The organism is Acidovorax sp. GW821-FHT11A03 (assembly GCF_058809075.1).
On record NZ_JBXASG010000002.1, the window covers coordinates 712,911 to 735,143 of the forward strand.

General features: G+C 62.8%; 17 protein-coding genes and 1 tRNA gene. 3 read left to right on the forward strand and 15 right to left on the reverse strand.

Features of this window, described 5'->3' with window-relative positions:
* Window positions 1-104: 104 nt before the first annotated feature.
* Window positions 105-1,016, forward strand: coding sequence for a LysR family transcriptional regulator (locus AC1RVY_RS06965; protein WP_369641171.1), 912 nt, complete (start codon window positions 105-107; stop codon window positions 1,014-1,016).
* Between the two features lie 159 nt (window positions 1,017-1,175).
* Here the strand turns inward: AC1RVY_RS06965 and AC1RVY_RS06970 are convergent, their stop codons facing one another.
* Entirely contained in the window at window positions 1,176-2,108 is a 933-nt protein-coding gene (locus AC1RVY_RS06970) for a LysR substrate-binding domain-containing protein (RefSeq protein WP_492805939.1), read from the reverse strand.
* Between the two features lie 104 nt (window positions 2,109-2,212).
* On the opposite strand from AC1RVY_RS06970, the gene AC1RVY_RS06975 reads away from it, so the two are divergent.
* Both AC1RVY_RS06975 and AC1RVY_RS06980 read left to right on the forward strand, forming a co-directional pair.
* A complete protein-coding gene (locus AC1RVY_RS06975) occupies window positions 2,213-3,193 on the forward strand; it encodes a Bug family tripartite tricarboxylate transporter substrate binding protein (protein ID WP_369641170.1) in 981 nt (326 codons plus the stop codon).
* A 14-nt stretch (window positions 3,194-3,207) separates the two neighbouring features.
* Complete coding sequence (locus AC1RVY_RS06980) at window positions 3,208-3,627, forward strand: 5-carboxymethyl-2-hydroxymuconate Delta-isomerase (protein ID WP_218297381.1); 420 nt, start codon at window positions 3,208-3,210, stop codon at window positions 3,625-3,627.
* A gap of 504 nt (window positions 3,628-4,131) precedes the next feature.
* Here the strand turns inward: AC1RVY_RS06980 and AC1RVY_RS06985 are convergent.
* The 14 genes from AC1RVY_RS06985 to secE form a co-directional block, all read right to left on the reverse strand.
* Window positions 4,132-4,207 (reverse strand) — tRNA-Phe (locus tag AC1RVY_RS06985).
* Between the two features lie 68 nt (window positions 4,208-4,275).
* Window positions 4,276-4,959, reverse strand: a complete 684-nt coding sequence (locus AC1RVY_RS06990) for a response regulator (protein WP_218297382.1) — start codon at window positions 4,957-4,959, stop codon at window positions 4,276-4,278.
* Window positions 4,960-4,997: 38 nt separating this feature from the next.
* Window positions 4,998-7,298 carry a sensor histidine kinase gene (locus AC1RVY_RS06995; RefSeq protein ID WP_492805941.1) on the reverse strand — a complete coding sequence of 767 codons (2,301 nt, stop codon included), beginning with the start codon at window positions 7,296-7,298 and terminating at the stop codon, window positions 4,998-5,000.
* Window positions 7,295-7,867: a DUF4390 domain-containing protein gene (locus AC1RVY_RS07000; protein ID WP_492805972.1), complete on the reverse strand. Its 573-nt coding sequence runs from the start codon at window positions 7,865-7,867 to the stop codon at window positions 7,295-7,297. Before AC1RVY_RS07000 ends, AC1RVY_RS06995 begins: the two co-directional genes overlap by 4 nt.
* A gap of 46 nt (window positions 7,868-7,913) precedes the next feature.
* Window positions 7,914-9,341: a 16S rRNA (cytosine(967)-C(5))-methyltransferase RsmB gene (rsmB, locus tag AC1RVY_RS07005; protein WP_492805943.1), complete on the reverse strand. Its 1,428-nt coding sequence runs from the start codon at window positions 9,339-9,341 to the stop codon at window positions 7,914-7,916.
* Window positions 9,342-9,359: 18 nt separating this feature from the next.
* Window positions 9,360-9,926, reverse strand: coding sequence for a LemA family protein (locus AC1RVY_RS07010; protein WP_218341323.1), 567 nt, complete (start codon window positions 9,924-9,926; stop codon window positions 9,360-9,362).
* A 152-nt stretch (window positions 9,927-10,078) separates the two neighbouring features.
* Window positions 10,079-14,314 (reverse strand): DNA-directed RNA polymerase subunit beta', encoded by a 4,236-nt coding sequence (rpoC, locus tag AC1RVY_RS07015; RefSeq protein WP_218297385.1) that lies wholly within the window; start codon window positions 14,312-14,314, stop codon window positions 10,079-10,081.
* Window positions 14,315-14,335: 21 nt separating this feature from the next.
* Complete coding sequence (rpoB, locus tag AC1RVY_RS07020; RefSeq protein WP_218297386.1) at window positions 14,336-18,448, reverse strand: DNA-directed RNA polymerase subunit beta; 4,113 nt, start codon at window positions 18,446-18,448, stop codon at window positions 14,336-14,338.
* A gap of 266 nt (window positions 18,449-18,714) precedes the next feature.
* Window positions 18,715-19,092 (reverse strand): 50S ribosomal protein L7/L12, encoded by a 378-nt coding sequence (rplL, locus tag AC1RVY_RS07025; protein WP_008907085.1) that lies wholly within the window; start codon window positions 19,090-19,092, stop codon window positions 18,715-18,717.
* 40 nt (window positions 19,093-19,132) lie between these two features.
* Complete coding sequence (gene rplJ, locus AC1RVY_RS07030; RefSeq protein WP_218297387.1) at window positions 19,133-19,657, reverse strand: 50S ribosomal protein L10; 525 nt, start codon at window positions 19,655-19,657, stop codon at window positions 19,133-19,135.
* Between the two features lie 236 nt (window positions 19,658-19,893).
* Entirely contained in the window at window positions 19,894-20,589 is a 696-nt protein-coding gene (gene rplA, locus AC1RVY_RS07035) for a 50S ribosomal protein L1 (protein ID WP_218297388.1), read from the reverse strand.
* Window positions 20,590-21,021: a 50S ribosomal protein L11 gene (rplK, locus tag AC1RVY_RS07040; protein WP_063459212.1), complete on the reverse strand. Its 432-nt coding sequence runs from the start codon at window positions 21,019-21,021 to the stop codon at window positions 20,590-20,592.
* Window positions 21,022-21,185: 164 nt separating this feature from the next.
* A complete protein-coding gene (gene nusG / locus AC1RVY_RS07045) occupies window positions 21,186-21,782 on the reverse strand; it encodes a transcription termination/antitermination protein NusG (RefSeq protein WP_082437456.1) in 597 nt (198 codons plus the stop codon).
* Complete coding sequence (gene secE, locus AC1RVY_RS07050; RefSeq protein WP_218297389.1) at window positions 21,779-22,165, reverse strand: preprotein translocase subunit SecE; 387 nt, start codon at window positions 22,163-22,165, stop codon at window positions 21,779-21,781. The genes nusG and secE overlap by 4 nt, the downstream gene beginning before the upstream one ends.
* Window positions 22,166-22,233: the final 68 nt, after the last annotated feature.

The window sequence follows — 22,233 nt, forward strand, 5'->3', positions numbered from 1 at the left end:
TATCCGTTGTCTGTGGGGCGACTGTAGGAGGATCATTGCTGTCGTGGAATTGCTCATTTGTGGCACGGCATTCGCGTTTTGCGAAACCTTCCTAGAATTGACCCATGCCCACGCTCATCAACCCCGCACGCGTTGACTTCGTCACCCTCAGGCTCTTTTGCGCAGTCGCGCAGGCGGGCAGCGTTACACGGGGGGCTGAAGCCTGCAGTCTCGCGGTCTCGGCCGCGAGCCGGCGGCTGTCGGACTTTGAGAACGCTTCGGGCACAAGGCTCTTCGATAGAACATCCCGTGGAGTCCAACTGACACCTGCAGGCCACTTGGCAATGCAGCATGCACTTCGGCTTTTCCAGGGGTTCGAACAGTTCAGCAGCGAGATCCGGGACTACACCAAAGGGATACGCGGCCATGTCCGCCTGTGGGCCAACATGTCCGCACTGACGGAGTTCCTGCCTGGTTGCCTCTCCACGTTCATGGCCGAGTACCCCGACATCCATGTGGAGCTCGAAGAGCAACTGAGCGGTGACATCGTCCGCGCGGTGGTCGAAGGCGTTGCGGACATTGGCATATTCGCCGAGAACACGGCGGTCGGCGACTTGAACGTGGAGCGATTCCAGCAAGACCTTCTTGTGGCCGTTTGTGCGCACAACCATCCATTGGGAAAGCGGAAGCGGGTCAGCTTCAGGGAATGCCTGAAGTACGACTTTGTGGGCCTGAATCGTGGGAGCTCTTTGCTTGAACTGACCTCGCGAGCCGCAGAGCAATACGGCGAAGTGATGCGCGTTCGCGTGCAGGTCCGCAGTTTCGACGCGATGTGCCAGATGATCAACGCGAACCTCGGGATTGGAGTCTTGCCAGTTGCTGTCTTGAGAAATACGCAACCTCATCCACTCAAGACGGTCCATTTGAGTGAGCCGTGGGCCAGGCGCAACCTTCTCCTCGGAGTGTCGCCGTCCTGTTCAGCCGCGGCGGGACTTCTGCGAGACCACCTGAGGCTGTCCGCCGCGAGTTCCTGTTGAGAACCGGCAGTGTGCACAAACCGCGGGACAGCTCAGTGCCAGTCCACTGGCTCTTGGGAACGTCGATGCAAGGGTAGCTAGCCTAGGCGAGATGGAAGTCGAGACGCCTGGCGAAGTGTTCCCGCTCAAGGCCATGGCAGCTACCGGGCCTTGTCTTCTTCAGTTTTTTGATCGTCGGACCCACGATACCGGCTGCCTGGGGCTTGCGGCCGACAGCGCATCCCAAAGATGCCGGGCAGCCAGGCTGTGATGCCGGCTGCGTGAGCGCACCAGGCAGGCTTGCCTGCGTAGTTTCTTGTCAGCCAAAGGGGTGGCGTCGTTCACATCCAGGCTCAGCGCGGCAGCGCCGTTGAGCAGTGCAACCATGCTGTTTTCACGCGCAGCATGCACAAGATCTTCAAGCGCATCGGACTCAAGTTGGACGTTTGGCTTCAGCCCCAGCGCGGCAAAGGCGTTGTCGAGCTGGCGGCGCATTGAATACTCGGCGGGAAGCAATGCCAGAGGATGCTTCGCGACGTCGGCGAGGCTCAGCGAGCGCCTTCTGGCCCCCAACCCGACAGCAACAGCAGACTCCTCGAAACATGCCAGGACTTCAAGATCCGCATGTGGTTCCGGGTCGAAACTGACAGCAAGATCAAGATCACCGCGCAAAACGCCTTCGATCAAGGCTTGTGCAGTCCGTCTGCGCAGCGCAATCGAAAGCTCCGGCCACTGAGCTTGCGCGGTGCGCACCACGGGGAGTACCCAGCATCCAGCGTAAGACTGCACCAGGCCGACGCGGACCAGCCCTGCCACGGTGTTCGCACGTTGGCGCGCATCGCGCAGGGCCGACTGCAGTTCCATCAGACAGGCCGAAACCCGGCGGTCAAGCTCCTGCCCAGAGACCGTCGCAATGGCGCGCCCGCTCGTACGGTCGAACAGATGCACATCGAGGGTCGATTCCAACAAGGCGATTTGCTCCGACAGGGCCGCCTGAGAGATCGAGGCATCGCGCGAAGCTGCATTGAAGCTGCGCGCACGCATCGCTGCCGCGAAGTAGCGCAACTGGCGCAAGGAGACAAGATCAAGTGGATCGCGGTCGCGTGTGCCCATTGTTATCGGATTATCCGATAGATACGACCAGAAAATGCAAATTGCGCAGACCCGCTGCACTGTCGACACTACAACACGAGATAACTCCAACCAACTGTGCACCGATGAAAAGACGCAACTTCCTTCAGTACGCTGGCGCGGCCACGGCACTTCCCGCCCTCGGCGTGACGCCCTGCGCTCACGCGCAGGCTTTTCCCTCAAAGCCGATCCGGATCGTGTGTCCCTATCCAGCAGGCGCTACTACGGATGCGGTTTCGCGCCTGATGGCGAATGCCTTGCAAACGCACAGCGGTGCCACGGTGATGGTCGACAACCGCAGTGGTGCGGGCGGGAACATCGGCACCGAGGCGGTCGCACGCGGTGAGGCCGACGGATATACGCTGCTGCTGGGTGCGCTCGGCCCGTTGGCCGCCAACCCAGCGCTGTATCCCAAGCTCAACTTCGATGCAGCAAAGGACTTCACACCGCTGGCATGGGCCGCTTCGGTGCCGTTGCTCTGGGCCGTGCACCCCACCTTTGCAGCGACGACGGTCAACGAAGCCCTCGAACTGCTGCGCAAGAGCCCCGGCAAGTACTTCTACGCGTCTGCTGGCAATGGCACACCTCAACACTTGGCGGGCGAACTGTTCAAGCAGCAGACCCGTACGTCCATCCTCCACATTCCGTACCGCGGCTCCGCCCCTGCACTCAACGATGTACTGGGAGGGACGGCTCACATGGTGTTCGAGGCCATGCCGGCCATCTTGCAGCATGTGCACAGCGGGCGCCTGAAGGCGCTTGCGGTGACGGCAGCCCAGCGCATTCCCTCCTTGCCCAATGTGCCAACGCTCAAGGAATCGGGTGTGGATGCCGAAATTGGCGGCTGGTACGGTTTCCTGGCCCCCGCTGCCACGCCGGCCGACCGCACGGACTGGTTGGTCAAACACATGGGCGCAGTGCTCGCAACCAAGACCACTCAAGACAAGCTGGCCGCACTCGGCTCGGTCCCTGTCGATAGCTCCCCCCAGACTTTCGCGCGGCTGATGGCGAGCGAGCGAACACGCTGGCAGAAGCTGATCCGCGATGTCGGCATCAAGATCGACTGAACACGGAGCCCCCCATGCCGCATATTGCCATCCAGGTTTCACCGCCGCTGCTTGCAGCGATTGAATGGGAGCCTGTATTGCGGGCTCTGCACCATGCGCTGGCGGAGCGCGGATGGGCAGTGCTCGCAGACCTGAAGTCGCGCGTGACTCCCATCGCCGCCGAGTTGTGCGGAGTAGATCCGCAAGCGCAGCAACTGATCGCGACCCTCATGCTGACCAACCCGCGCCCGCCGGATACCTGCGCCGCGATGGCCGCGATGGTGTTGGATCATCTTTCTCACGCAATCGACGCCCACCCGGCGACCATGGACTGGGTGCAATGCTGCGTGTTTCTGCGTGAGCATCCGAAGACACACTACCTCAAGCGTGAGTGGAATGGACCACTTCCAACCGCAAGACAACGACCTGATCTTGCCGAACGGCAACCAGCTTAGGAGCAGCGTCCTGCCCAACGTCCCAGACTATGTCTCCCCCGGAAAGGGATACAGGCATCGTTGCAATGCCCGCAGAGTTCCACCGGTCGCCTTTAGGCGCCGCTATCGAAGACCGCAAGCCGCACGCAGCGCGAAGGGCTACCGTGAGCGAGATCGAACGCCATGCTCGCTCCGTCCAATGCTGATCTGAGCTGAGCGGCAGTCCGTCTGCGGGATTCGAATGCCCTGGTCCAGCTTGAAGCACGCCAATCGGACCAAAGGGCTGATCCGCAGCGGCATTGGCGGATCGTCTCGATCCATCACTGCGCTCAATGGTGAATGAAAGCGCGTCGCCCGGACATATTGCTCCCGAGCCCAGCAGTTGCCCCCAAAGTTGCCCCCACTTTGCGCTGGCTTGGGGTGGATAACTACGGACGGGCCCGGAATGGAAAAAGCCCTAAGTCGTTGATTTACTTAGGGCTTTTTGACTTCTGCAGTCGTCTATGTACGACTACAAAATGAGAGTGGTGGCCTGGGGCGGAATCGAACCACCGACACAAGGATTTTCAATCCTCTGCTCTACCGACTGAGCTACCGGGCCTGAGCCTCAAATTATAACCAGAAAAATCGAGGCTTCTGAAGAACCTGAAGGAATTTATTGCGGTGCTGCTAGGTGCGCTTGCCTCGCCCCAGGTCCACGCCCAACTGGCGCAACTTGCGGTACAGGTGAGTGCGTTCCAGGCCGGTTTTTTCGGCTACCCGCGTCATCGAGCCGCCCTCGCGGGCAAGGTGGAATTCGAAATAGGCTTTCTCGAAGCCATCACGCGCTTCGCGCAGGGGGCGGTCCAGATCAAACCCCTGGTGGGCGTGCGGGCCGGCGTCCACGCTGGCCATCACGGCCGATACGGCCGGCAGTTGCGAGAACGTGGGGTCGGCGGGAGCGTGAACGGGCGCCTGGGTGGCGGCCGCCGGGGCCGATTGGTGGGCGGCATTGCGCGCCAGGCCCTGCTCCACCGCCTTGAGCAGCTTTTGCAGGGTGATGGGCTTTTCAAGGAAAGAGAACGCGCCGATGCGCGTGGCCTCCACGGCGGTGTCGATGGTGGCGTGGCCGCTCATCATGATCACGGGCATGGTGAGCACGCCGGCCGTTGCCCATTCCTTTAGCAGCGAGACACCGTCGGTATCGGGCATCCAGATATCGAGCAGCACCAGATCGTAAGTATTGCCCGACCGGGCAGCACGCGCCTGGGTTGCGTTTTCTGCGAGGTCTACGCTGTGACCTTCGTCGTTCAGGATTTCCGACAACAGATCACGAATGCCGAGCTCATCGTCGACCACCAGAATGTTTGCCATGTGTGTTGAAGCGCCTTGGGTACTGCGGGGCGGTGTTGTTATGACGCCACCGCTGGTTCAGGGGCGAATGATAACGACACTTGGGCTCCCCGCACCACGCCATCTTCGATGCGATTCGACAAGTCGATGCGTGCGCCGTGCTCGTCGGCAATCTTTTTGACCACGGCCAGCCCCAGGCCGGTACCCCGCGGCTTGGTGGTGACGTAGGGTTCGAAGGCCCGCTGAAGGATGTGCGCGGGGAAGCCGGCGCCGCTGTCCGATACCGTGAGCCGCACGCGCCGCGAGGACTCGCTCCAGCGCGTGCTGATGCGCACCGCGGGCACGGGCTCGGAGGTGCTGGCGCGGGCCTGTTCGGTGGAATCCTGCGCGTTTTGCAGCAGGTTGTGCACGACCTGGCGCAGTTGCTGCGCGTCGCCCGCGATGCTGGGGCAGCGCGGGTCCAGTTCGGCGTCCACACGCACGGTGGCGTTCTCTTCCCCATACAGGTGGAGCACATCCGCGACCAGCGCATTGAGGTCCAGCGCATGCAGTTCTGCGGCGGGCAACCGCGCGTAGTCACGGAATTCGTTGACCAGCCGCTTCATGGCGTCCACCTGGTCCACGATGGTCTTGACGGACTTGGCCAGGATGGCTTGCTCTGGATCCGGCAGCTTGCCCGAGAGCTTCATTTCCAGCCGCTCGGCGGACAGCTGGATGGGCGTCAGCGGATTCTTGATTTCATGCGCCAGGCGCCGTGCCACCTCGCCCCAGGCCTGCGCACGCTGTGCTGAAACAATTTCCGAAATGTCGTCAAAAACCAACAATCGGGCCGAATCAGGCAGTTCGGCCCCCCGGGCCACGAGGCTGGTGGCGTGCTGCCCCACGCCGCCGGACGACGCATGCAGTTCAAACGGTTGCTGCCAGTGGTCCAGCCCATGGCGTTCGGTGTCCCCCAGGAAGGCGTCGAAATGGCCCTGGATCGATGCCGCAAACTCGGCAAGGCCGGGCACCTCGGACAGCGGACGCCCTTCGTACACCGCCATGGGTGCACGCAGGATCCGCGTGGCGCCGGGGTTGGACGACCGGATCAGCCCCTGCGCATCCAGGACGATGACCCCCGCTGTCAGGTTGTCCAGAATGGTCTGGAGATTGGCGCGGGCGGCATCGACCTCACCCATGCTCTGTTCCACGGCCTGCCGGGCATCCGCCAGTTGCTGGGTCATCAAGGCGAAGGACCGCGTGAGGCCGCCCAGTTCGTCCTTGCCCTGCAGCACGGCCTTGGGGCTGAGGTTGCCGGCCGCCACCTCGCGCACCCCTTCGGCCAGCACGAGCAGGGGGCGTGCCAGCTGATTGCCCAGCAGCACCGCCAGCAGCACGGCTCCAAATACCGCCAGGAAAAGGCTCAGCGTGAGCGTGCCCACGTACATGCGCCGCAGGCCTCCCCGCGCCAGCGCGCGCTCCTGGTATTCACGGTTGGCCTCCTGCACGGCGATGGCGTTCGCCACCAGCGCGGGCGGCAGCGGGAGCGTGGCTTGCAGGTACCGGGGCTCCACGAGCAAGCCCACACTGGGACTGCTCACCAGGGCAAGCACCTTGACCCGCGCGTTCTGCGCGGCGGCAGGGTCCGATATATCGTCCAGTCCCTCGATCTGCGCGGTGGCGCGCTGCTGGCGCACGGTGCGCAGCAGGGGCACCCCGGGGCGGTCGGGGTTCAGGCTGAAGCGCGACTGGCCGGCGCTGGCCACCGCCTGCCCTGCAGCGTTCCAGAGCACGACATCGGTGGCGCCCAGCTGCTCGCGGATGCGTTCGAGCACCAGCCCGGCGGCGGCATCGGGCACCTGGGCCACCTGCGCACCCGCGTTGCGCGTCTTGGCGGCCATGTCGGTGGCCAGCGAGTCGAGTGAAACCCGGGCCAGGTTCACCCCCGCCGACAGGGCCCCTTCCACCTTCACATCGAACCAGCTCTCGATGGAGCGGGTGACGAACTGGTAGGACACCACGTAGATCAGCAGCCCCGGCATCAGGCCCACCAGCGCGAAAATGGCCGCCAGCTTGACGAGCAGCCTGCTGCCAAAGCGCCCCTTGCGCAGGCGCATGCCCAGGCGCACCGCCACCCAGACCAGCACGGCCAGCAGCAACAGCGCCACCAGCACGTTCACGCCAAAGAGCCAGGCGTAGTTGCGCTCGTACAGCGCGCGGTTGTTGGTCGCCAGGGTGAGCAGGAACATCAGCACCAAGCCGATGGCGGACATGGCGGCGGCGCCCACCCCCACCGCCCAGCGCACGGCGCGCGACTGGCGTGCGGCGGCGTGGGCCGATGCGGAGGCCGCCGCCGGCCGGGGAGCGCCGGGGTGGCTCACTTCGCAGGCTCCGCTGCCAGGCGCTGGCTGCGCGAAACCAGCAGATTCCATCCGGATCGCCCCACGGCCCCAATCTGAAACGGGCGGGGCAGCTGGGACATGTCGAGCCTGAACCGGAAGTTGACCGTGTGCACGACATCTGCCTCGATCACCTCGTTTTCAGCGATCTTCCAACGCGAAATCCGCTGAATGGCAGACAACGCGTCGGCATAGTCGTCAAAGTTCTGCCCCAGCACCACGCCCAGGCCGCTGTTCGTGAACGGCACGGGGGAGATGTTCAATCGCCATCTTCGCGTCAATGGCTGATAACTTAGGCGCAGATAGCGGATGGTTTCCGCCACTTGGCGGTCAGACCAGTACCAACGGTCGCGCAGCACCTGGGCCTCCGCCACGAAGAACATGGGAATGCCTTTGTTCAATGCGTCTTCTGCGAGTTCCGGCAGCATGAACTGCAGGTTGGTGCTGAGGTACAGGCCGTCTTCGGCCCGCTCGAGCCGCAGTTCGCCCACCTCGGGCGCGGCGGCTTGCCCTGCCGCGACCAGCCCCGGCAGCAGGGCGGCACATCCCATGAGCACAAAAATTGCGCAAACCACCATCCACCGAGCCATCACGGACTCATTGCGGCGATTTTTGCAACAGTGCGTAAAAAAATCCGTCGTGGTCACCCGGTTGATTGTCCGGGACAGCCCCGGGCTTGTCCCCGTTGCCGGGAATTAAATGCCCCGGCGACGGCAGCAATTGCGCATCGGTGTTGTGTGCAAGAAACGTTTGCACCTGGTCGTCGCCTTCGGCGCGGAACACGGAACAGGTGCAATACAGCAGCCGCCCGCCTGGGCGCAGAAGGGGCCAGAGCGTCTTCAGCAGGCGGGCCTGCAGGGCGGCCAACTGGGCAATGTCGCTCTCGCGGCGCAGCCAGCGCACGTCGGGGTGGCGCCGCACGATGCCCGAGGCGGTGCATGGCGCATCGAGCAAGATGGCATCGAACAGTTCACCCCCGCAGCGCTGCTGCCACCAGTCCTGGGGGCGTGCGGCGTCGGCCACGACCACCTGCGCACGAAGCCCCAGGCGCTGCATGGTGTCACCGATGCGGGCGCTGCGGGCGGCGTCGATCTCCAGCGCGGTGACCTGTACAGGGGCGCCAGCACCGGCCAGCTCCAGAAGGTGGGCCGTCTTACCCCCCGGTGCGGCGCAGGCGTCGAGCACACGCAGGGGCTGTGCGAGGTCCAGGCCGTCCAGCAGCAGGGGCGCCGCCATCTGCGCGGCGGCATCCTGCACCGACACCCAGCCCTGGTCAAAGCCCGGCAGGGATTGCACAGGCACGGGGTGCCGCAGCACCAGCCCGGCCTCGCCCCACGAAGACGCTTCCAAATTAATAGCATCTAGCGCTTGCTGGTATTGCGCCGGAGTGCATTTTTGCTTGTTAACCCGCAACGTCATTGGCGCGTGGGCGTTGTTGGCCTGAAGGATCTGCTCCCAATGCTGGGGATGGTCCTTGCGCAGCCGTGCGATCCACCACTGGGGATGGTTCCAGCGTGCCAGCGGGTCGTCGCCGGTGCGGGCGACCAGCGCATCGCGCTCGCGCAGAAAGCGGCGCAAGCACCCGTTGATGAACGAGGCCTGCGCGCGGGTGGATGCGCTCCGCTTGGCCGCCTCCACCGCCTGATTCACCAGCGTGAAGGCCTCATACGGCGATTCGTCCGGGTTCCAGCACAGCGCCAGCGCCGTGCACAGCAAGGCATCCGCCGCCGGCGGCGGCGTGCGGGCGACCATCTGGCGGCGCAATGCCTCGGCGCGCCCGGCCTGGCGCAGCACCTGGAACAGCAGAGACTGCACGCCCGGGCGCAAACCCACGTCCACCGCCGCCATGGCGGCGGTTCCGGACTGGCCCCCGCGAATGGCCAGCAAGGCGCCGGCCACGGCATCCAGCTGCTGCCACAGCGCCACCGGCTGTCCGCCCCCGGACGGCGGGTGGGCGGGGCTGCGGGGCGAAGGAGGTTGTCCCCCGGAAGAAGACATGGGGCGGCGCGCAGGGGGTTGGGTCATGGTGGTCCTGAAAACGGTCTACAGGCCCCGGGCGGCCTTGAATCCGAACACCCAGGCCAGCAGGTTCGCGGGAAACTGGGCAATGGCGGCGTTGTAGTGCAACACCGCATCGTTGAAGACGCGAATGGCCTGGTCGTTCTGCTGGACATGTTCATCCCACCGGATTTGCCAGGGCGACGGCAAGGCGTCCCGCGCGTCAGCCGCTGTGGGCGGTGGGTCGCCCTGCCCTTCCCTGCGCCCCGCCTTCTGCCAGCAAGCCTGCAGCACATCGCGTGCGGCCGTCAGAGCGGCGATTGCATCTGCCTGCAGGGGACGGGCACGCGCCATTGCGAGCGACGCACTCAATTGGGTGGTGGCGCCCTGCAGTGCTGCCATCTCCTGTTCCGGGGCACTCAAGGTGGAGGGCTGGACAGCATGCGCGGCTCCAAACTCTCCCAGCAGCGCCACCAGCCGCACCATGTGCGCGTCAAAACTGCCGAACGCCTGCACGACGGCAGAGCGCAGCCGCATCAGGCGGTTGTAGGCGCCCAGGGCCCAGAAGACGGCGATGGCAAAAACAATCCAGAAAAGAGGCGATGACCACATGCACAGCTGCCGTCTCCGCGTGCACCACGCGTTCCGGCCCGAAAAGTAAATGGAGAAAGGAAAAGAAGAAAGGTGCGCAGACGGTGTGTCCAAAAAAAAGCTCCCGGCCTGCCAGGGACAGGGCGGGAGCTCTTCAGTGACAGCCCTCGGGCTTAGTCAGCAGCTGCGTCGGTGGCCGTGGAGGCACTGCCCTCGACTTCGGTGGCATCCGCCTGGGCTTCCATCTCGGCCGCTTCGGCTTCGGCGATGGCGCGGCGCTCGGCGTCGTCCATGGCATCCTTGGCCTTGCGTGCCTGGTGGTAAGCCAGACCCGTACCGGCCGGGATCAGGCGGCCCACGATCACGTTTTCCTTCAGGCCGCGCAGCTCGTCGCGCTTGCCCATGATGGCAGCCTCGGTGAGCACGCGGGTGGTTTCCTGGAAGGAAGCCGCCGAGATGAAGGAGTCGGTCGACAGCGAAGCCTTGGTGATACCCAAGAGCAGGTTGCTGTAGGTCGCGGGAATCTTGCCCTCGGCCTGCAGCGCCTCGTTGGTGTTGAGGATCTCGGAGCGCTCGACCTGTTCACCGGCAATATAGTTCGACTCGCCGACGTTCTCGACCACAACGCGGCGCAGCATCTGGCGAACGATCACCTCGATGTGCTTGTCGTTGATCTTCACGCCCTGCAAGCGGTACACGTCCTGCACTTCGTCCACGATGTAGCGCGACAGTTCCTCGATGCCCAGCAGGCGCAGGATGTCCTGCGGATCGGCCGGGCCGTCCACAATCGACTCGCCCTTGTTCACCACCTGGCCTTCGTGCACCAGGATGTTCTTTTCCTTGGGCACGAGTTCTTCGAACACGTGGCCTTCAGGATCGGTGATCTGCAGGCGGACCTTGCCCTTGGTTTCCTTGCCGAACGACACGGTACCGGTCATCTCGGCCAGCGTGCCCTTGTCCTTCGGAGTACGGGCTTCGAACAGTTCGGCCACGCGGGGCAGACCGCCGGTAATGTCGCGGGTCTTCTGACCTTCGACCGGGATACGGGCCAGCACTTCGCCGGGGCCCACGTCCTGGCCGTCGCGCACCTGGATCAGCGCGCCGACCTGGAAGCCGATGGTCACCGAGTGGTCGGTGCCAGGGATCTTCACTTCGTTGCCCTGCGCGTCGATCAGCTTCACCTGTGGACGAACGACCTTGGCAGCGCCGCGGCGCTTCGGATCGATCACCACCAGCGTGGACAGGCCGGTCACTTCGTCGACCTGCTTGGCCACCGTGAGACCTTCTTCGACGTTCTCGAACTTGGTCTGGCCGGCGAACTCGGTGATGATGGGGCGCGTCAGCGGATCCCAGTTGGCCAGGATGGTGCCGGCCTTGATCTGCTGGTCGGCCTTGACCGTCAGCGTCGCGCCGTAAGGCACCTTGTGGCGCTCGCGCTCGCGGCCATGCTCGTCGTGGATGATGATCTCACCCGAACGTGCAATGACGACCAGCTCGCCCTTGGTGTTGCTCACGTAGCGCATCGTGGCATTGAAGCCGATCACGCCGTTGGACTTGGCTTCCACGCTCGATGCGATGGCGGCGCGCGAAGCGGCACCACCGATGTGGAACGTGCGCATGGTCAGCTGCGTGCCGGGTTCGCCGATGGACTGGGCTGCGATCACGCCCACGGCTTCGCCGAGGTTGATCAGGCCGCCACGGCCCAGGTCGCGGCCGTAGCACTTGGCGCACAGGCCATAGCGGGTCTCGCAGGTCAGCGCCGTGCGCACCTTCACTTCGTCGACGCCAGCGGCTTCGAGTTCCTCGATGAGGTCTTCCTCGAGCATGACGCCCGCCTGGACCAGCACCGCCCGGGTTTCCGGATGCAGCACGTCTTCTGCGGCCGTGCGGCCCAGGATACGGTCGCGCAGCGATTCGATCACTTCGCCGCCTTCGACAATGGCGCGCATCAGCGAACCATTGGAGGTTTCGCAATCCTCCTCGGTCACGACCAGATCCTGCGTCACGTCCACCAGGCGGCGGGTCAGGTAACCGGAGTTGGCGGTCTTGAGCGCCGTGTCGGCCAAACCCTTACGGGCACCGTGGGTGGAGATGAAGTACTCCAGCACATTCAGGCCTTCGCGGAAGTTCGCGGTGATGGGCGTCTCGATGATCGAGCCATCAGGCTTGGCCATCAGGCCCCGCATGCCGGCCACCTGGCGGATCTGGGCGGCGGAACCGCGGGCACCGGAGTCGGCCATCATGTAGATGGAGTTGAACGACTCCTGGTCCACTTCCTTGCCGTGGCGGTCCATGACCTTCTCTTTGGAGAGCCGGGCCATCATCACCTTGGACACTTCGTCGCCGGCCTTGCCCCAGATGTCCACCACCTTGTTGTAGCGTTCGCCAGAGGTGACCAGACCGGACACGTACTGCTGTTCGATCTCCTTCACTTCCTTCTCGGAGCGCTCGATGATGCCGGCCTTCTGTGGAGGCACCAGCATGTCGTCGATGGCGATGGAGATACCGGCGCGCGTGGCCAGACGGAAGCCGTTTTGCAGCAGCTTGTCGGCGAACACGACCGTTTCCTTCAGGCCGCACTTGCGGAAGGACACGTTGATCAGGCGCGAGATTTCCTTCTTCTTGAGCGCCTTGTTCATGTTGGAGAACGGCAGGCCCTTGGGAAGGATCTCGGACAGCAGTGCGCGGCCAGCGGTGGTTTCCACGAGCGAGGTGGACGGAACGAATTCGCCCGTTTCCTTGTTCTTGGTCCACTCGGTCATGCGCACCGTGATCCTGGCGGCGAGTTCGACCTCGCCGGCGTCCAGAGCACGTTGCACTTCACCGGTGTCGGCGAACACCAGGCCTTCGCCCTTGCCGTTGATACGGTCACGGGTGGCGTAGTACAGGCCCAGCACCACGTCCTGCGAAGGAACGATGGAGGGTTCGCCCGATGCGGGGAACAGCACGTTGTTGGAGGCCAGCATCAGCGTGCGGGCTTCCATCTGCGCTTCCACCGACAGCGGTACGTGAACAGCCATCTGGTCACCGTCGAAGTCGGCGTTGAAGGCCGCGCAGACGAGTGGGTGCAGCTGGATGGCCTTGCCTTCGATCAGGATGGGCTCGAAGGCCTGGATACCCAGACGGTGCAGCGTAGGCGCACGGTTGAGCATCACGGGGTGTTCCTTGATGACCTCTTCCAGGATGTCCCACACCACCGGCGTGCCGGATTCGACTTCCTTCTTGGCGGCCTTGATCGTCGTCGCGATGCCCATGGCTTCCAGGCGCGAGAAGATGAAAGGCTTGAACAGCTCCAGGGCCATCAGCTTGGGCAGGCCGCACTGGTGCAGCTTGAGCGTTGGGCCCACGGTGATCACGGAACGGCCCGAGTAGTCCACCCGCTTGCCCAGCAAGTTCTGGCGGAAACGGCCCGACTTGCCCTTGATCATGTCGGCCAGCGACTTCAGGGCGCGCTTGTTGGCACCCGTCATGGCCTTGCCGCGGCGGCCGTTGTCCAGCAGCGAGTCGACGGCTTCCTGCAGCATCCGCTTTTCGTTGCGGGCGATGATTTCAGGGGCCTTCAGCTCCAGCAGGCGGCGCAGGCGCGAGTTGCGGTTGATGACGCGGCGGTACAGGTCGTTCAGGTCGGAGGTCGCGAAGCGGCCGCCGTCCAGCGGCACCAGCGGACGCAGGTCCGGTGGCAGCACGGGCAGCACTTCGAGCACCATCCACTCGGGCTTGATGCCCGACTTCTTGAACGCTTCGAGCACCTTCAGGCGCTTGGCGTTCTTCTTGACCTTGACTTCGGAGCCGGTCAGGTCGCCGCGCAGGCGTTCGATCGACAGGTCGATGTCGATGGATTCCAGCAGGTCCTTGATGCCTTCGGCGCCCATCTTGGCGATGAACTCGTCGCCGTATTCCTTGCGCTTGGCGTCGTAGTCGTCCTCGGACATGATGCTGAACTTCTTCAGCGGGGTCATGCCGGGGTCGGTCACCACGTAGGCTTCAAAGTACAGCACGCGTTCGATGTCGCGCAGCGTCATGTCCAGCACCAGGCCCAGACGCGATGGCAGCGACTTCAGGAACCAGATGTGAGCGCAGGGCGCGGCCAGGTCGATGTGGCCCATGCGCTCGCGGCGCACCTTGGTCTGCGTGACTTCAACACCGCACTTCTCGCAGATCACGCCGCGGTGCTTCAGGCGCTTGTACTTGCCACACAGGCACTCGTAATCCTTGATGGGGCCGAAGATCTTGGCGCAGAACAGCCCGTCGCGCTCGGGCTTGAACGTGCGGTAGTTGATGGTCTCGGGCTTCTTCACTTCGCCGAAGGACCACGAGCGGATCTTTTCGGGCGAAGCCATGCCGATGCGGATGGCATCGAAATGCTCATCCGGCGTGAATTGCTTGAACAGGTCGAGTAGCGATTTCATAGTGACTCTTTCCTTTTCTGCTTAGGAGCGTTCCAGCTCGATGTCCAGGCCCAGCGAACGGATTTCCTTGACCAGCACGTTGAACGATTCCGGCATGCCGGCTTCGATGGCGTGTTCGCCCTTGACGATGGATTCGTACACCTTGGTACGGCCCACCACGTCGTCGGACTTCACCGTCAGCATTTCCTGCAGCACGTAGGCGGCGCCGTAAGCTTCCAGCGCCCACACTTCCATTTCCCCGAAACGCTGGCCACCGAACTGCGCCTTGCCGCCCAGCGGCTGCTGCGTGACGAGCGAGTAAGGACCGGTCGAACGGGCATGCATCTTGTCGTCCACCAAGTGGTGCAGCTTCAGGTAGTGCATGTAGCCGATGGTCGTCGGACGCTCGAAACGCTCGCCGGTGCGGCCGTCGAACAGGTATGCCTGAGTGCGGGTGGGCGTGAGGCCCTTGCGCTCGGCAATGTCGTCCGGGTAGGCGATCTTCAGCATGTCCTTGATTTCTTCTTCCGAAGCACCATCGAACACCGGAGTGGCATAAGGCACGCCGCTGGTGAGGTTGGCCGCCATGTTCAGCACATCCTCATCGCTCAGTTGCGAGAGGTCTTCGGTACGGCCGCGGGAGTTGTACACCTCTTCCAGGAACTTGCGCAGCTCGGAGGCCTTGGCCTGCTGCTGCAGCATGTCGCCGATGCGCTGGCCGATGCCCTTGCCGGCCCAGCCCAGATGGACTTCGAGCACCTGCCCGATGTTCATCCGCGAGGGCACGCCCAGGGGGTTCAGCACGATGTCGGCAGGGGTGCCGTCGGCCATGTAGGGCATGTCTTCGACCGGAACGATCTTGGAGACCACCCCCTTGTTGCCGTGGCGGCCGGCCATCTTGTCGCCGGGCTGCAGGCGGCGCTTGACGGCCAGGTAGACCTTGACCATCTTGAGCACGCCCGCTGGCAGCTCGTCGCCTTGCGTGAGCTTCTTGCGCTTTTCTTCAAAGGCCAGGTCGAAGCTGTGGCGCGTCTGCTCCAGAGCGTTCTTGATGGACTCGAGTTGCGTGGCGACTTCGTCTTCGGCGGGGCGGATGTCGAACCAGTGGAACTTCTCCACCGAGGCCAGGTAGGCCTTGTCGATCTTCGTGCCCTTGGCGAGCTTCTGCGGGCCGCCGTTGGCCACGCGGCCGTTGAGCAGCTTCTCGATACGGTCGAACGCGTCGGCCTCGACGATGCGCAGCTGGTCGTTCAGGTCCAGGCGGAAGCGCTTGAGTTCATCGTCGATGATCTGCTGGGCGCGCTTGTCGCGCTGGATGCCTTCGCGGGTGAACACCTGCACGTCGATCACGGTGCCTTGCGAGCCCTGGTCCACGCGCAGCGAGGTGTCCTTCACGTCGGAAGCCTTCTCGCCGAAGATGGCGCGCAGGAGCTTCTCTTCGGGCGTGAGGGTGGTCTCGCCCTTGGGCGTGACCTTGCCGACCAGCGTATCGCCGGGCTGCACTTCGGCACCCACGTAGATGATGCCGGACTCGTCCAGACGGTTCAGCTGCTGTTCCGACAGGTTCGGAATGTCGCGCGTGATTTCTTCGGCGCCCAGCTTCGTGTCGCGGGCCATGACCACCAGTTCCTCGATGTGGATCGAGGTGTAGCGGTCTTCGGCCACCACGCGTTCGGAGATCAGGATCGAGTCTTCGAAGTTGTAGCCGTTCCAGGGCATGAACGCGATCAGCATGTTCTGGCCGATGGCGATCTCGCCGAAGTCCGTCGATGCGCCGTCGGCGATCACGTCACCCTTGACCAGCTTGTCACCCTTCTGGACGATGGGGCGCTGGTGGATGTTGGTGTTCTGGTTGGAACGCTGGTACTTGATGAGGTTGTAGATGTCCACGCCCACTTCGCCGGCCACGGCCTCGTCGTCGTTCACGCGCACCACGATGCGGGTGGCATCAACGTAGTCGACGATACCGCCACGGGTCGCGGTGACCACGGTGCCCGAGTCCACGGCGGCCACACGCTCGATGCCCGTGCCCACCAGGGGCTTCTCGGGACGCAGCACGGGCACGGCCTGGCGCGACATGTTGGCGCCCATCAATGCGCGGTTCGCATCGTCATGCTCCAGGAATGGAACCAGCGAGGCGGCCACCGACACGATCTGCGCGGGCGACACGTCCATGTACTGCACACGGTCTGCACCGCACAGGATGGATTCACCCTTTTCGCGGGCAGAGACCAGTTCGCCCGTCAAGCGGCCGTCCTTGTCGAGCACGGCGTTGGCCTGCGCGATCACGTACTTGCCTTCCTCGATGGCCGACAGGTAGTCGATCTCGTTCGTGACCTTGCCTTCCACCACGCGGCGGTACGGGGTTTCGATGAAACCGTATTCGTTCAGGCGTGCGTACAGGGCCAGCGAGTTGATCAGGCCGATGTTCGGGCCTTCAGGCGTTTCGATAGGGCAGACGCGGCCGTAATGGGTCACGTGCACGTCGCGCACTTCGAAGCCTGCGCGTTCGCGGGTCAGACCGCCCGGGCCCAGTGCGGAAACACGGCGCTTGTGCGTGATTTCAGCCAGGGGGTTGGTCTGGTCCATGAACTGCGACAGCTGCGAGGCGCCGAAGAATTCCTTCAGCGCAGCCGAGATCGGCTTGCTGTTGATCAGGTCGTGGGGCATCAGCGGCTCTTGCTCAGCCTGGCCCAGACGCTCCTTCACGGCCTTCTCGATACGTGCCAGGCCGGTGCGGTACTGGTTCTCGGCCAGTTCGCCCACGCAGCGCACGCGGCGGTTGCCCAGGTGATCGATGTCATCGACTTCGCCGTTGCCGTTGCGCAGGTCCACCAGGATCTTGACCACGGCCAGGATGTCCTCGTTGGACAACACCATGGGGCCGGTGGATTCGTCGCGGCCGATCTTGGCGTTGAACTTCATGCGGCCCACGCGCGACAGGTCGTAGGTGTCGGGGTTGTAGAACAGGCGCTGGAACAGGGCCTGCACGGCGTCTTCCGTTGGCGGCTCGCCGGGGCGCATCATGCGGTAGATGGCGACGCGGGCTGCGAACTCGTCCACCGTTTCGTCGATGCGCAGGGTCTGCGACATGTACGCGCCCTGGTCGAGTTCATTGGTGTAGATGCACTGCACGTCCTGCACGCCGGCACTGCGCAGCTTCTTGAGCAGTGCCTCGGTCAGTTCGTCGTTGGCCTTGGCGATGATCTCACCGGTGTCCGCATCCACGATGTTGCGGGCCACCACGCGGCCGATCAGGAAGTCTTCGGGCACGCTGATGTGCGTGGTGCCGGACTGCTCCAGTTCGCGGGTGTGGCGCGCGGTCACGCGCTTGTCCTTGGCCACGACGACCTTGCCGGACTTGTCGGTGATGTCGAAGCGCGCCACTTCGCCGCGCAGGCGCTCGGAGACGAACTCCATCTGCGCGCCGCTGTCCATCAGGCGGAAATTGTCGTTCACGAAGAAGTTCGCGAGGATGGACTCGGGGTTCAGACCGATGGCCTTGAGCAGGATCGTGACCGGCATCTTGCGGCGACGGTCCACGCGGAAGTACAGGATGTCCTTCGGGTCGAACTCGAAGTCCAGCCAGGAGCCGCGGTAAGGAATGATGCGCGCCGAGAACAGCAGCTTGCCCGAGCTGTGCGTCTTGCCCTTGTCGTGCTCGAAGAACACGCCAGGCGAGCGGTGCAACTGGGACACGATCACGCGCTCGGTGCCGTTGATGATGAACGAGCCCTTGTCGGTCATGAGCGGCACTTCGCCCATGTAGACCTCTTGCTCCTTCACTTCCTTGACCACCTTGGACTGCGACGTCGAGGACTCGCGGTCATAGATGATCAGCTGCACCTTGGCACGCACGGCCGACGCGAACGTCAGGCCACGCGTCTGGCACTCGCGCACGTCGAAGGCGGGCTTGGCCAGGTTGTACTCGATGAATTTCATCTCCACGAAACCGTTGTGGGAGACGATAGGAAAGGCAGCGTCGAATGCAGCCTGAAGGCCTTCGATGGTTCTTTTCTGGGGTGCTTTATCAGCCTGCAGGAAAGCGGTGTATGCGTCCTTCTGCATCTGCAGCAGATAAGGAACTTCGAGCACGCTATCGCGGGTGCCGAAGCTTTTGCGAATTCGCTTGCGTTCGGTGTAGGAATAGGCCATGAGATCTCCGGGCAAAGACATGAGTCCTGGGTCTTCGACGACTGACCCGCAAGGAGAGGTGTCCTTGCGGGCTTGGCGGTTGGCCACTACCAACCATGGCGGACGGTGATGCATTGCACATCACCCGAACCAAGGCGTCTTCTGCTGTCGGGGTTGTCAGAAGACACTCGAAAGACTCGTGGAAAACGAGGCTTGCGGGTGCGCTCTGAAAGCACCAAAGGCTGGAGGCCCTTTGAGGAGCACTCCAGCCCTTGAACGAGACCGAATTACTTGAGTTCGGCCTTGGCGCCGGCTTCCACCAGCTTCTTGACGGCAGCTTCGGCGTCGGCCTTGGCAATGCCTTCCTTGACGTTCTTGGGAGCGCCGTCCACCAGGTCCTTGGCTTCCTTGAGGCCCAGGCCGGTGATTTCGCGCACTGCCTTGATGACGGACACCTTGTTGGCGCCGGCTTCCGTCAGCACCACGTTGAATTCCGTCTTTTCTTCAGCAGCAGCAGCGCCAGCACCGCCACCAGCGGCAGCAGGAGCAGCCATGGCTGCAGCGCTCACGCCAAACTTCTCTTCAATGGCCTTCACCAGGTCATTGAGTTCCAGGACCGTCATGCTGTCCAGCGCGGTCAAGAATGCGTCTTTATCGAATGCCATTTTGATTTCCTAACAATTGTGTTGGTTGACTGCCCGGCTATCAAGCCGCGGCAGGTTCGGCGGCCGGTGCGGCTGCGCCTTCGCCTTTTTTCGCCGCCAGTGCGCCCAGCACAACGGCCGTACGCGACATGGGGGACATAAGCAAGCCACAAATCTGAGCCAGCAGCACTTCCTTGGAAGGAATGTTGGCCAGTTGCTTAACGCCGTTGACATCCAGGGCCTTGCCACCGAAAGCGCCACCACGAATCACCAGCTTGTCGTTGGTTTTCGCGAAATCGGCCACCACCTTGGCGGCGGCCACAGCGTCTTCGGAGAAGCCATAGATCAGCGGACCGGTCATCTGGTCAGCCACCACGTCAAACGCGCTGCCAGCTACAGCACGGCGAGCCAGGGTGTTCTTCAGAACACTCAGGTTCACGCCCTTGCTGCGAGCTTCCACACGCAGTTTGGTCATGTCGGCGACCGTGATGCCGCGGTACTCCGCGATCACAAGCGTTTGAGCTTTAGCGGCGAGGCTGGTCACTTCACTGATGACCGCTTCTTTCTCACTGCGATTAAGACTCAAGGTCTACTCCTTAAATTGCACATTCAGGCTTGCACCCTCCTGCGCGCTCTTGTTGCAGCGACCAACTGTTTCGGAACGGATTCCATCTGCAGCGGGATCGCCATCTGCGTTGGCCCCAGGGGGATTAAGTGCGAACTTACACACCAACGGTCTTGGATGGCCTGAAGGCAGCTTGAATGCCAGCTTCAGCCCACCACATCGGACCCTTTGACAGGTCCGAAGATTTCTTTTCGCAATTACGCTGCGATGGATTGCGTATCCACGCGGACGCCCAGGCCCATCGTGGAAGACACGGCGACCTTGCGCAGGTACAGACCCTTGCTCGAAGCAGGCTTGGCCTTGTTCAGTGCATCGATCAGCGCAGCCAGATTGCCTTGCAGCTTCTCGTTGTCGAACGAGCGGCGGCCAATCGTGCTGTGCACGATACCGGCCTTGTCCACGCGGAACTGCACTTGACCAGCCTTGGCGTTCTTCACGGCCGTGGCAACGTCAGGCGTCACTGTGCCCACCTTGGGGTTGGGCATCAGGCCACGCGGGCCCAGGATCTGGCCCAGCGTACCCACGACGCGCATCGCGTCAGGGGCAGCAATCACCACGTCGAAAGGCATGTCGCCAGCCTTGACCATGGCGGCCAGGTCGTCCATGCCGACGATGTCGGCACCCGCGGCCTTGGCTTCTTCAGCCTTAGCACCCTGGGCGAACACGGCGACGCGCGTCGTCTTGCCGGTACCGTTGGGCAGCACCACGGCGCCACGCACCACTTGGTCGGACTTCTTGGCATCAATGCCGAGCTGCACGGCCACGTCGATGGATTCATCGAACTTGGCGGTGGCGGCTTCCTTCACCAGAGCCACTGCATCCGCAAAGGCGTACAGCTTCGTGCTGTCAACCTTGCCCTGCAGGGCTTTTTGCTTTTTCGTCAACTTGGCCATTTACAAACCCTCCACCGTCACGCCCATCGAGCGTGCGGAACCAGCCAGCGTACGGACAGCAGCGTCAACATTCGCGGCATTCATGTCCTTCATCTTGGTCTTGGCGATTTCTTCGAGCTGTTCGCGCGTGATCTTGCCGACCTTGATCTTCAGCGCATTGGCCGAACCCTTTTCGAGCTTGATGGCCTTCTTGATCAGAGTCGTCGCAGGCGGCGTCTTGATGATGAAGGTAAAGCTCTTGTCTGCGAAAGCCGTGATGACCACGGGCAATGGCAGGCCTGGCTCCACACCTTGGGTCTGCGCATTGAATGCCTTGCAGAACTCCATGATGTTGAGGCCACGCTGACCCAGTGCCGGGCCGATGGGTGGGGATGGATTGGCCTTACCAGCTGGGACTTGCAGCTTGATAAAACCGACGATTTTTTTCGCCATGTTTTACTCCTTACGGGTCATAACGCCTGCGCTGCACCATGCAGCAACCGGCTCCCCGGGGTTAACGACTCGCTATCACGATGTTCGCACCGAGCCGAAAAGCGCGACATCCAATTGCTTGCCCTGGCGTGCCAGGGCGATCAGGGTTCTTATCGAAGACGTTCTTACGTCTTTTCGACCTGACCAAATTCCAGCTCGACCGGCGTGGAGCGGCCGAAGATCATCACGGAGACGCGCACGCGGCTCTTTTCGTAATTGACTTCTTCGACGGAGCCATTGAAATCCGTGAACGGACCTTCCTTGACGCGAACCAGTTCGCCCACCATGAATTCGATCTTGTGGCGCGGCTTGTCCGTGCCTTCCTGCATCTGGCTGACGATCTTCTGGACTTCCTCTTCGGAAATAGGGGCGGGGCGGTTCTTGGCCCCCCCCACGAAACCGGTCACCTTGTTGGTGTGCTTCACCAAGTGCCAGGTATCGTCGTCCATCACCATCTCGACGAATACATAGCCAGGGAACAAGCGACGCTCCGTCGTCTTGCGCTGGCCGTTTTTCATCTCCACCACTTCTTCGGTCGGCACCAGAATGCGACCGAACTTGTCTTGCATGCCAGAGCGACCAATGCGTTCCTGGATATTGCGCTCCACCGCCTTTTCCATGCCCGAATAGGCATGGACGATGTACCAGCGCAGATCCGGATTTGCCGAAGCAGAAGCGCCTGCAGGAGCTTCTGCTCCAGTGATTTCCGCAGCGGTCGTCATGACTTTCTCCAACCCAAAACCAAGTCGTACAAGACCCATTCCAGCGTCTTGTCCGTGAACCACAGGAAAAGCGCCATGATCACGACGAAGGCAAACACATACGCCGTCATCTGCAAGGTTTCCTTGCGGGTAGGCCAGACGACCTTTTTCACCTCGCGCCATGCATCCTTTGCGAAGGCAACGAACTGACGGCCAGACTCCGACACCAGGAACACGCCCGCAGCCGCCACCAGACCGACGATCAGCGCAGCCCATTGGACGAGAGCACCCTGCTTGCTCAGCAAATAAAAGCCCGCAACCGAGGCGATGACCAAAGCCACCACCGCTGCGAGCTTGGCCTTGTCTGCGCCTGTATTGACAGTTTCAACCTGTGAAGTGGCCATCTTTGAGTATTTCCTGCTTCCGATTCACGGCATCACTTAAGACACCGAAGCCCGCCAGGGCCTGGCGG

Bases quoted from the DNA above. Each gene is read 5' to 3' on its own strand.
- rplK (WP_063459212.1), bottom strand. From the start codon at position 21,021: ATGGCGAAAAAAATCGTCGGTTTTATCAAGCTGCAAGTCCCAGCTGGT.
- AC1RVY_RS06970 (WP_492805939.1), bottom strand. From the start codon at position 2,108: ATGGGCACACGCGACCGCGATCCACTTGATCTTGTCTCCTTGCGCCAG.
- AC1RVY_RS06990 (WP_218297382.1), bottom strand. From the start codon at position 4,959: ATGGCAAACATTCTGGTGGTCGACGATGAGCTCGGCATTCGTGATCTG.
- nusG (WP_082437456.1), bottom strand. From the start codon at position 21,782: ATGACGACCGCTGCGGAAATCACTGGAGCAGAAGCTCCTGCAGGCGCT.
- rpoB (WP_218297386.1), bottom strand. From the start codon at position 18,448: ATGGCCTATTCCTACACCGAACGCAAGCGAATTCGCAAAAGCTTCGGC.
- AC1RVY_RS07010 (WP_218341323.1), bottom strand. From the start codon at position 9,926: ATGTGGTCATCGCCTCTTTTCTGGATTGTTTTTGCCATCGCCGTCTTC.
- rpoC (WP_218297385.1), bottom strand. From the start codon at position 14,314: ATGAAATCGCTACTCGACCTGTTCAAGCAATTCACGCCGGATGAGCAT.
- rplA (WP_218297388.1), bottom strand. From the start codon at position 20,589: ATGGCCAAGTTGACGAAAAAGCAAAAAGCCCTGCAGGGCAAGGTTGAC.
- AC1RVY_RS07000 (WP_492805972.1), bottom strand. From the start codon at position 7,867: ATGGGATGTGCCGCCCTGCTGCCGGGGCTGGTCGCGGCAGGGCAAGCC.
- secE (WP_218297389.1), bottom strand. From the start codon at position 22,165: ATGGCCACTTCACAGGTTGAAACTGTCAATACAGGCGCAGACAAGGCC.
- AC1RVY_RS06965 (WP_369641171.1), top strand. From the start codon at position 105: ATGCCCACGCTCATCAACCCCGCACGCGTTGACTTCGTCACCCTCAGG.
- AC1RVY_RS06980 (WP_218297381.1), top strand. From the start codon at position 3,208: ATGCCGCATATTGCCATCCAGGTTTCACCGCCGCTGCTTGCAGCGATT.
- rsmB (WP_492805943.1), bottom strand. From the start codon at position 9,341: ATGACCCAACCCCCTGCGCGCCGCCCCATGTCTTCTTCCGGGGGACAA.
- AC1RVY_RS06975 (WP_369641170.1), top strand. From the start codon at position 2,213: ATGAAAAGACGCAACTTCCTTCAGTACGCTGGCGCGGCCACGGCACTT.
- rplL (WP_008907085.1), bottom strand. From the start codon at position 19,092: ATGGCATTCGATAAAGACGCATTCTTGACCGCGCTGGACAGCATGACG.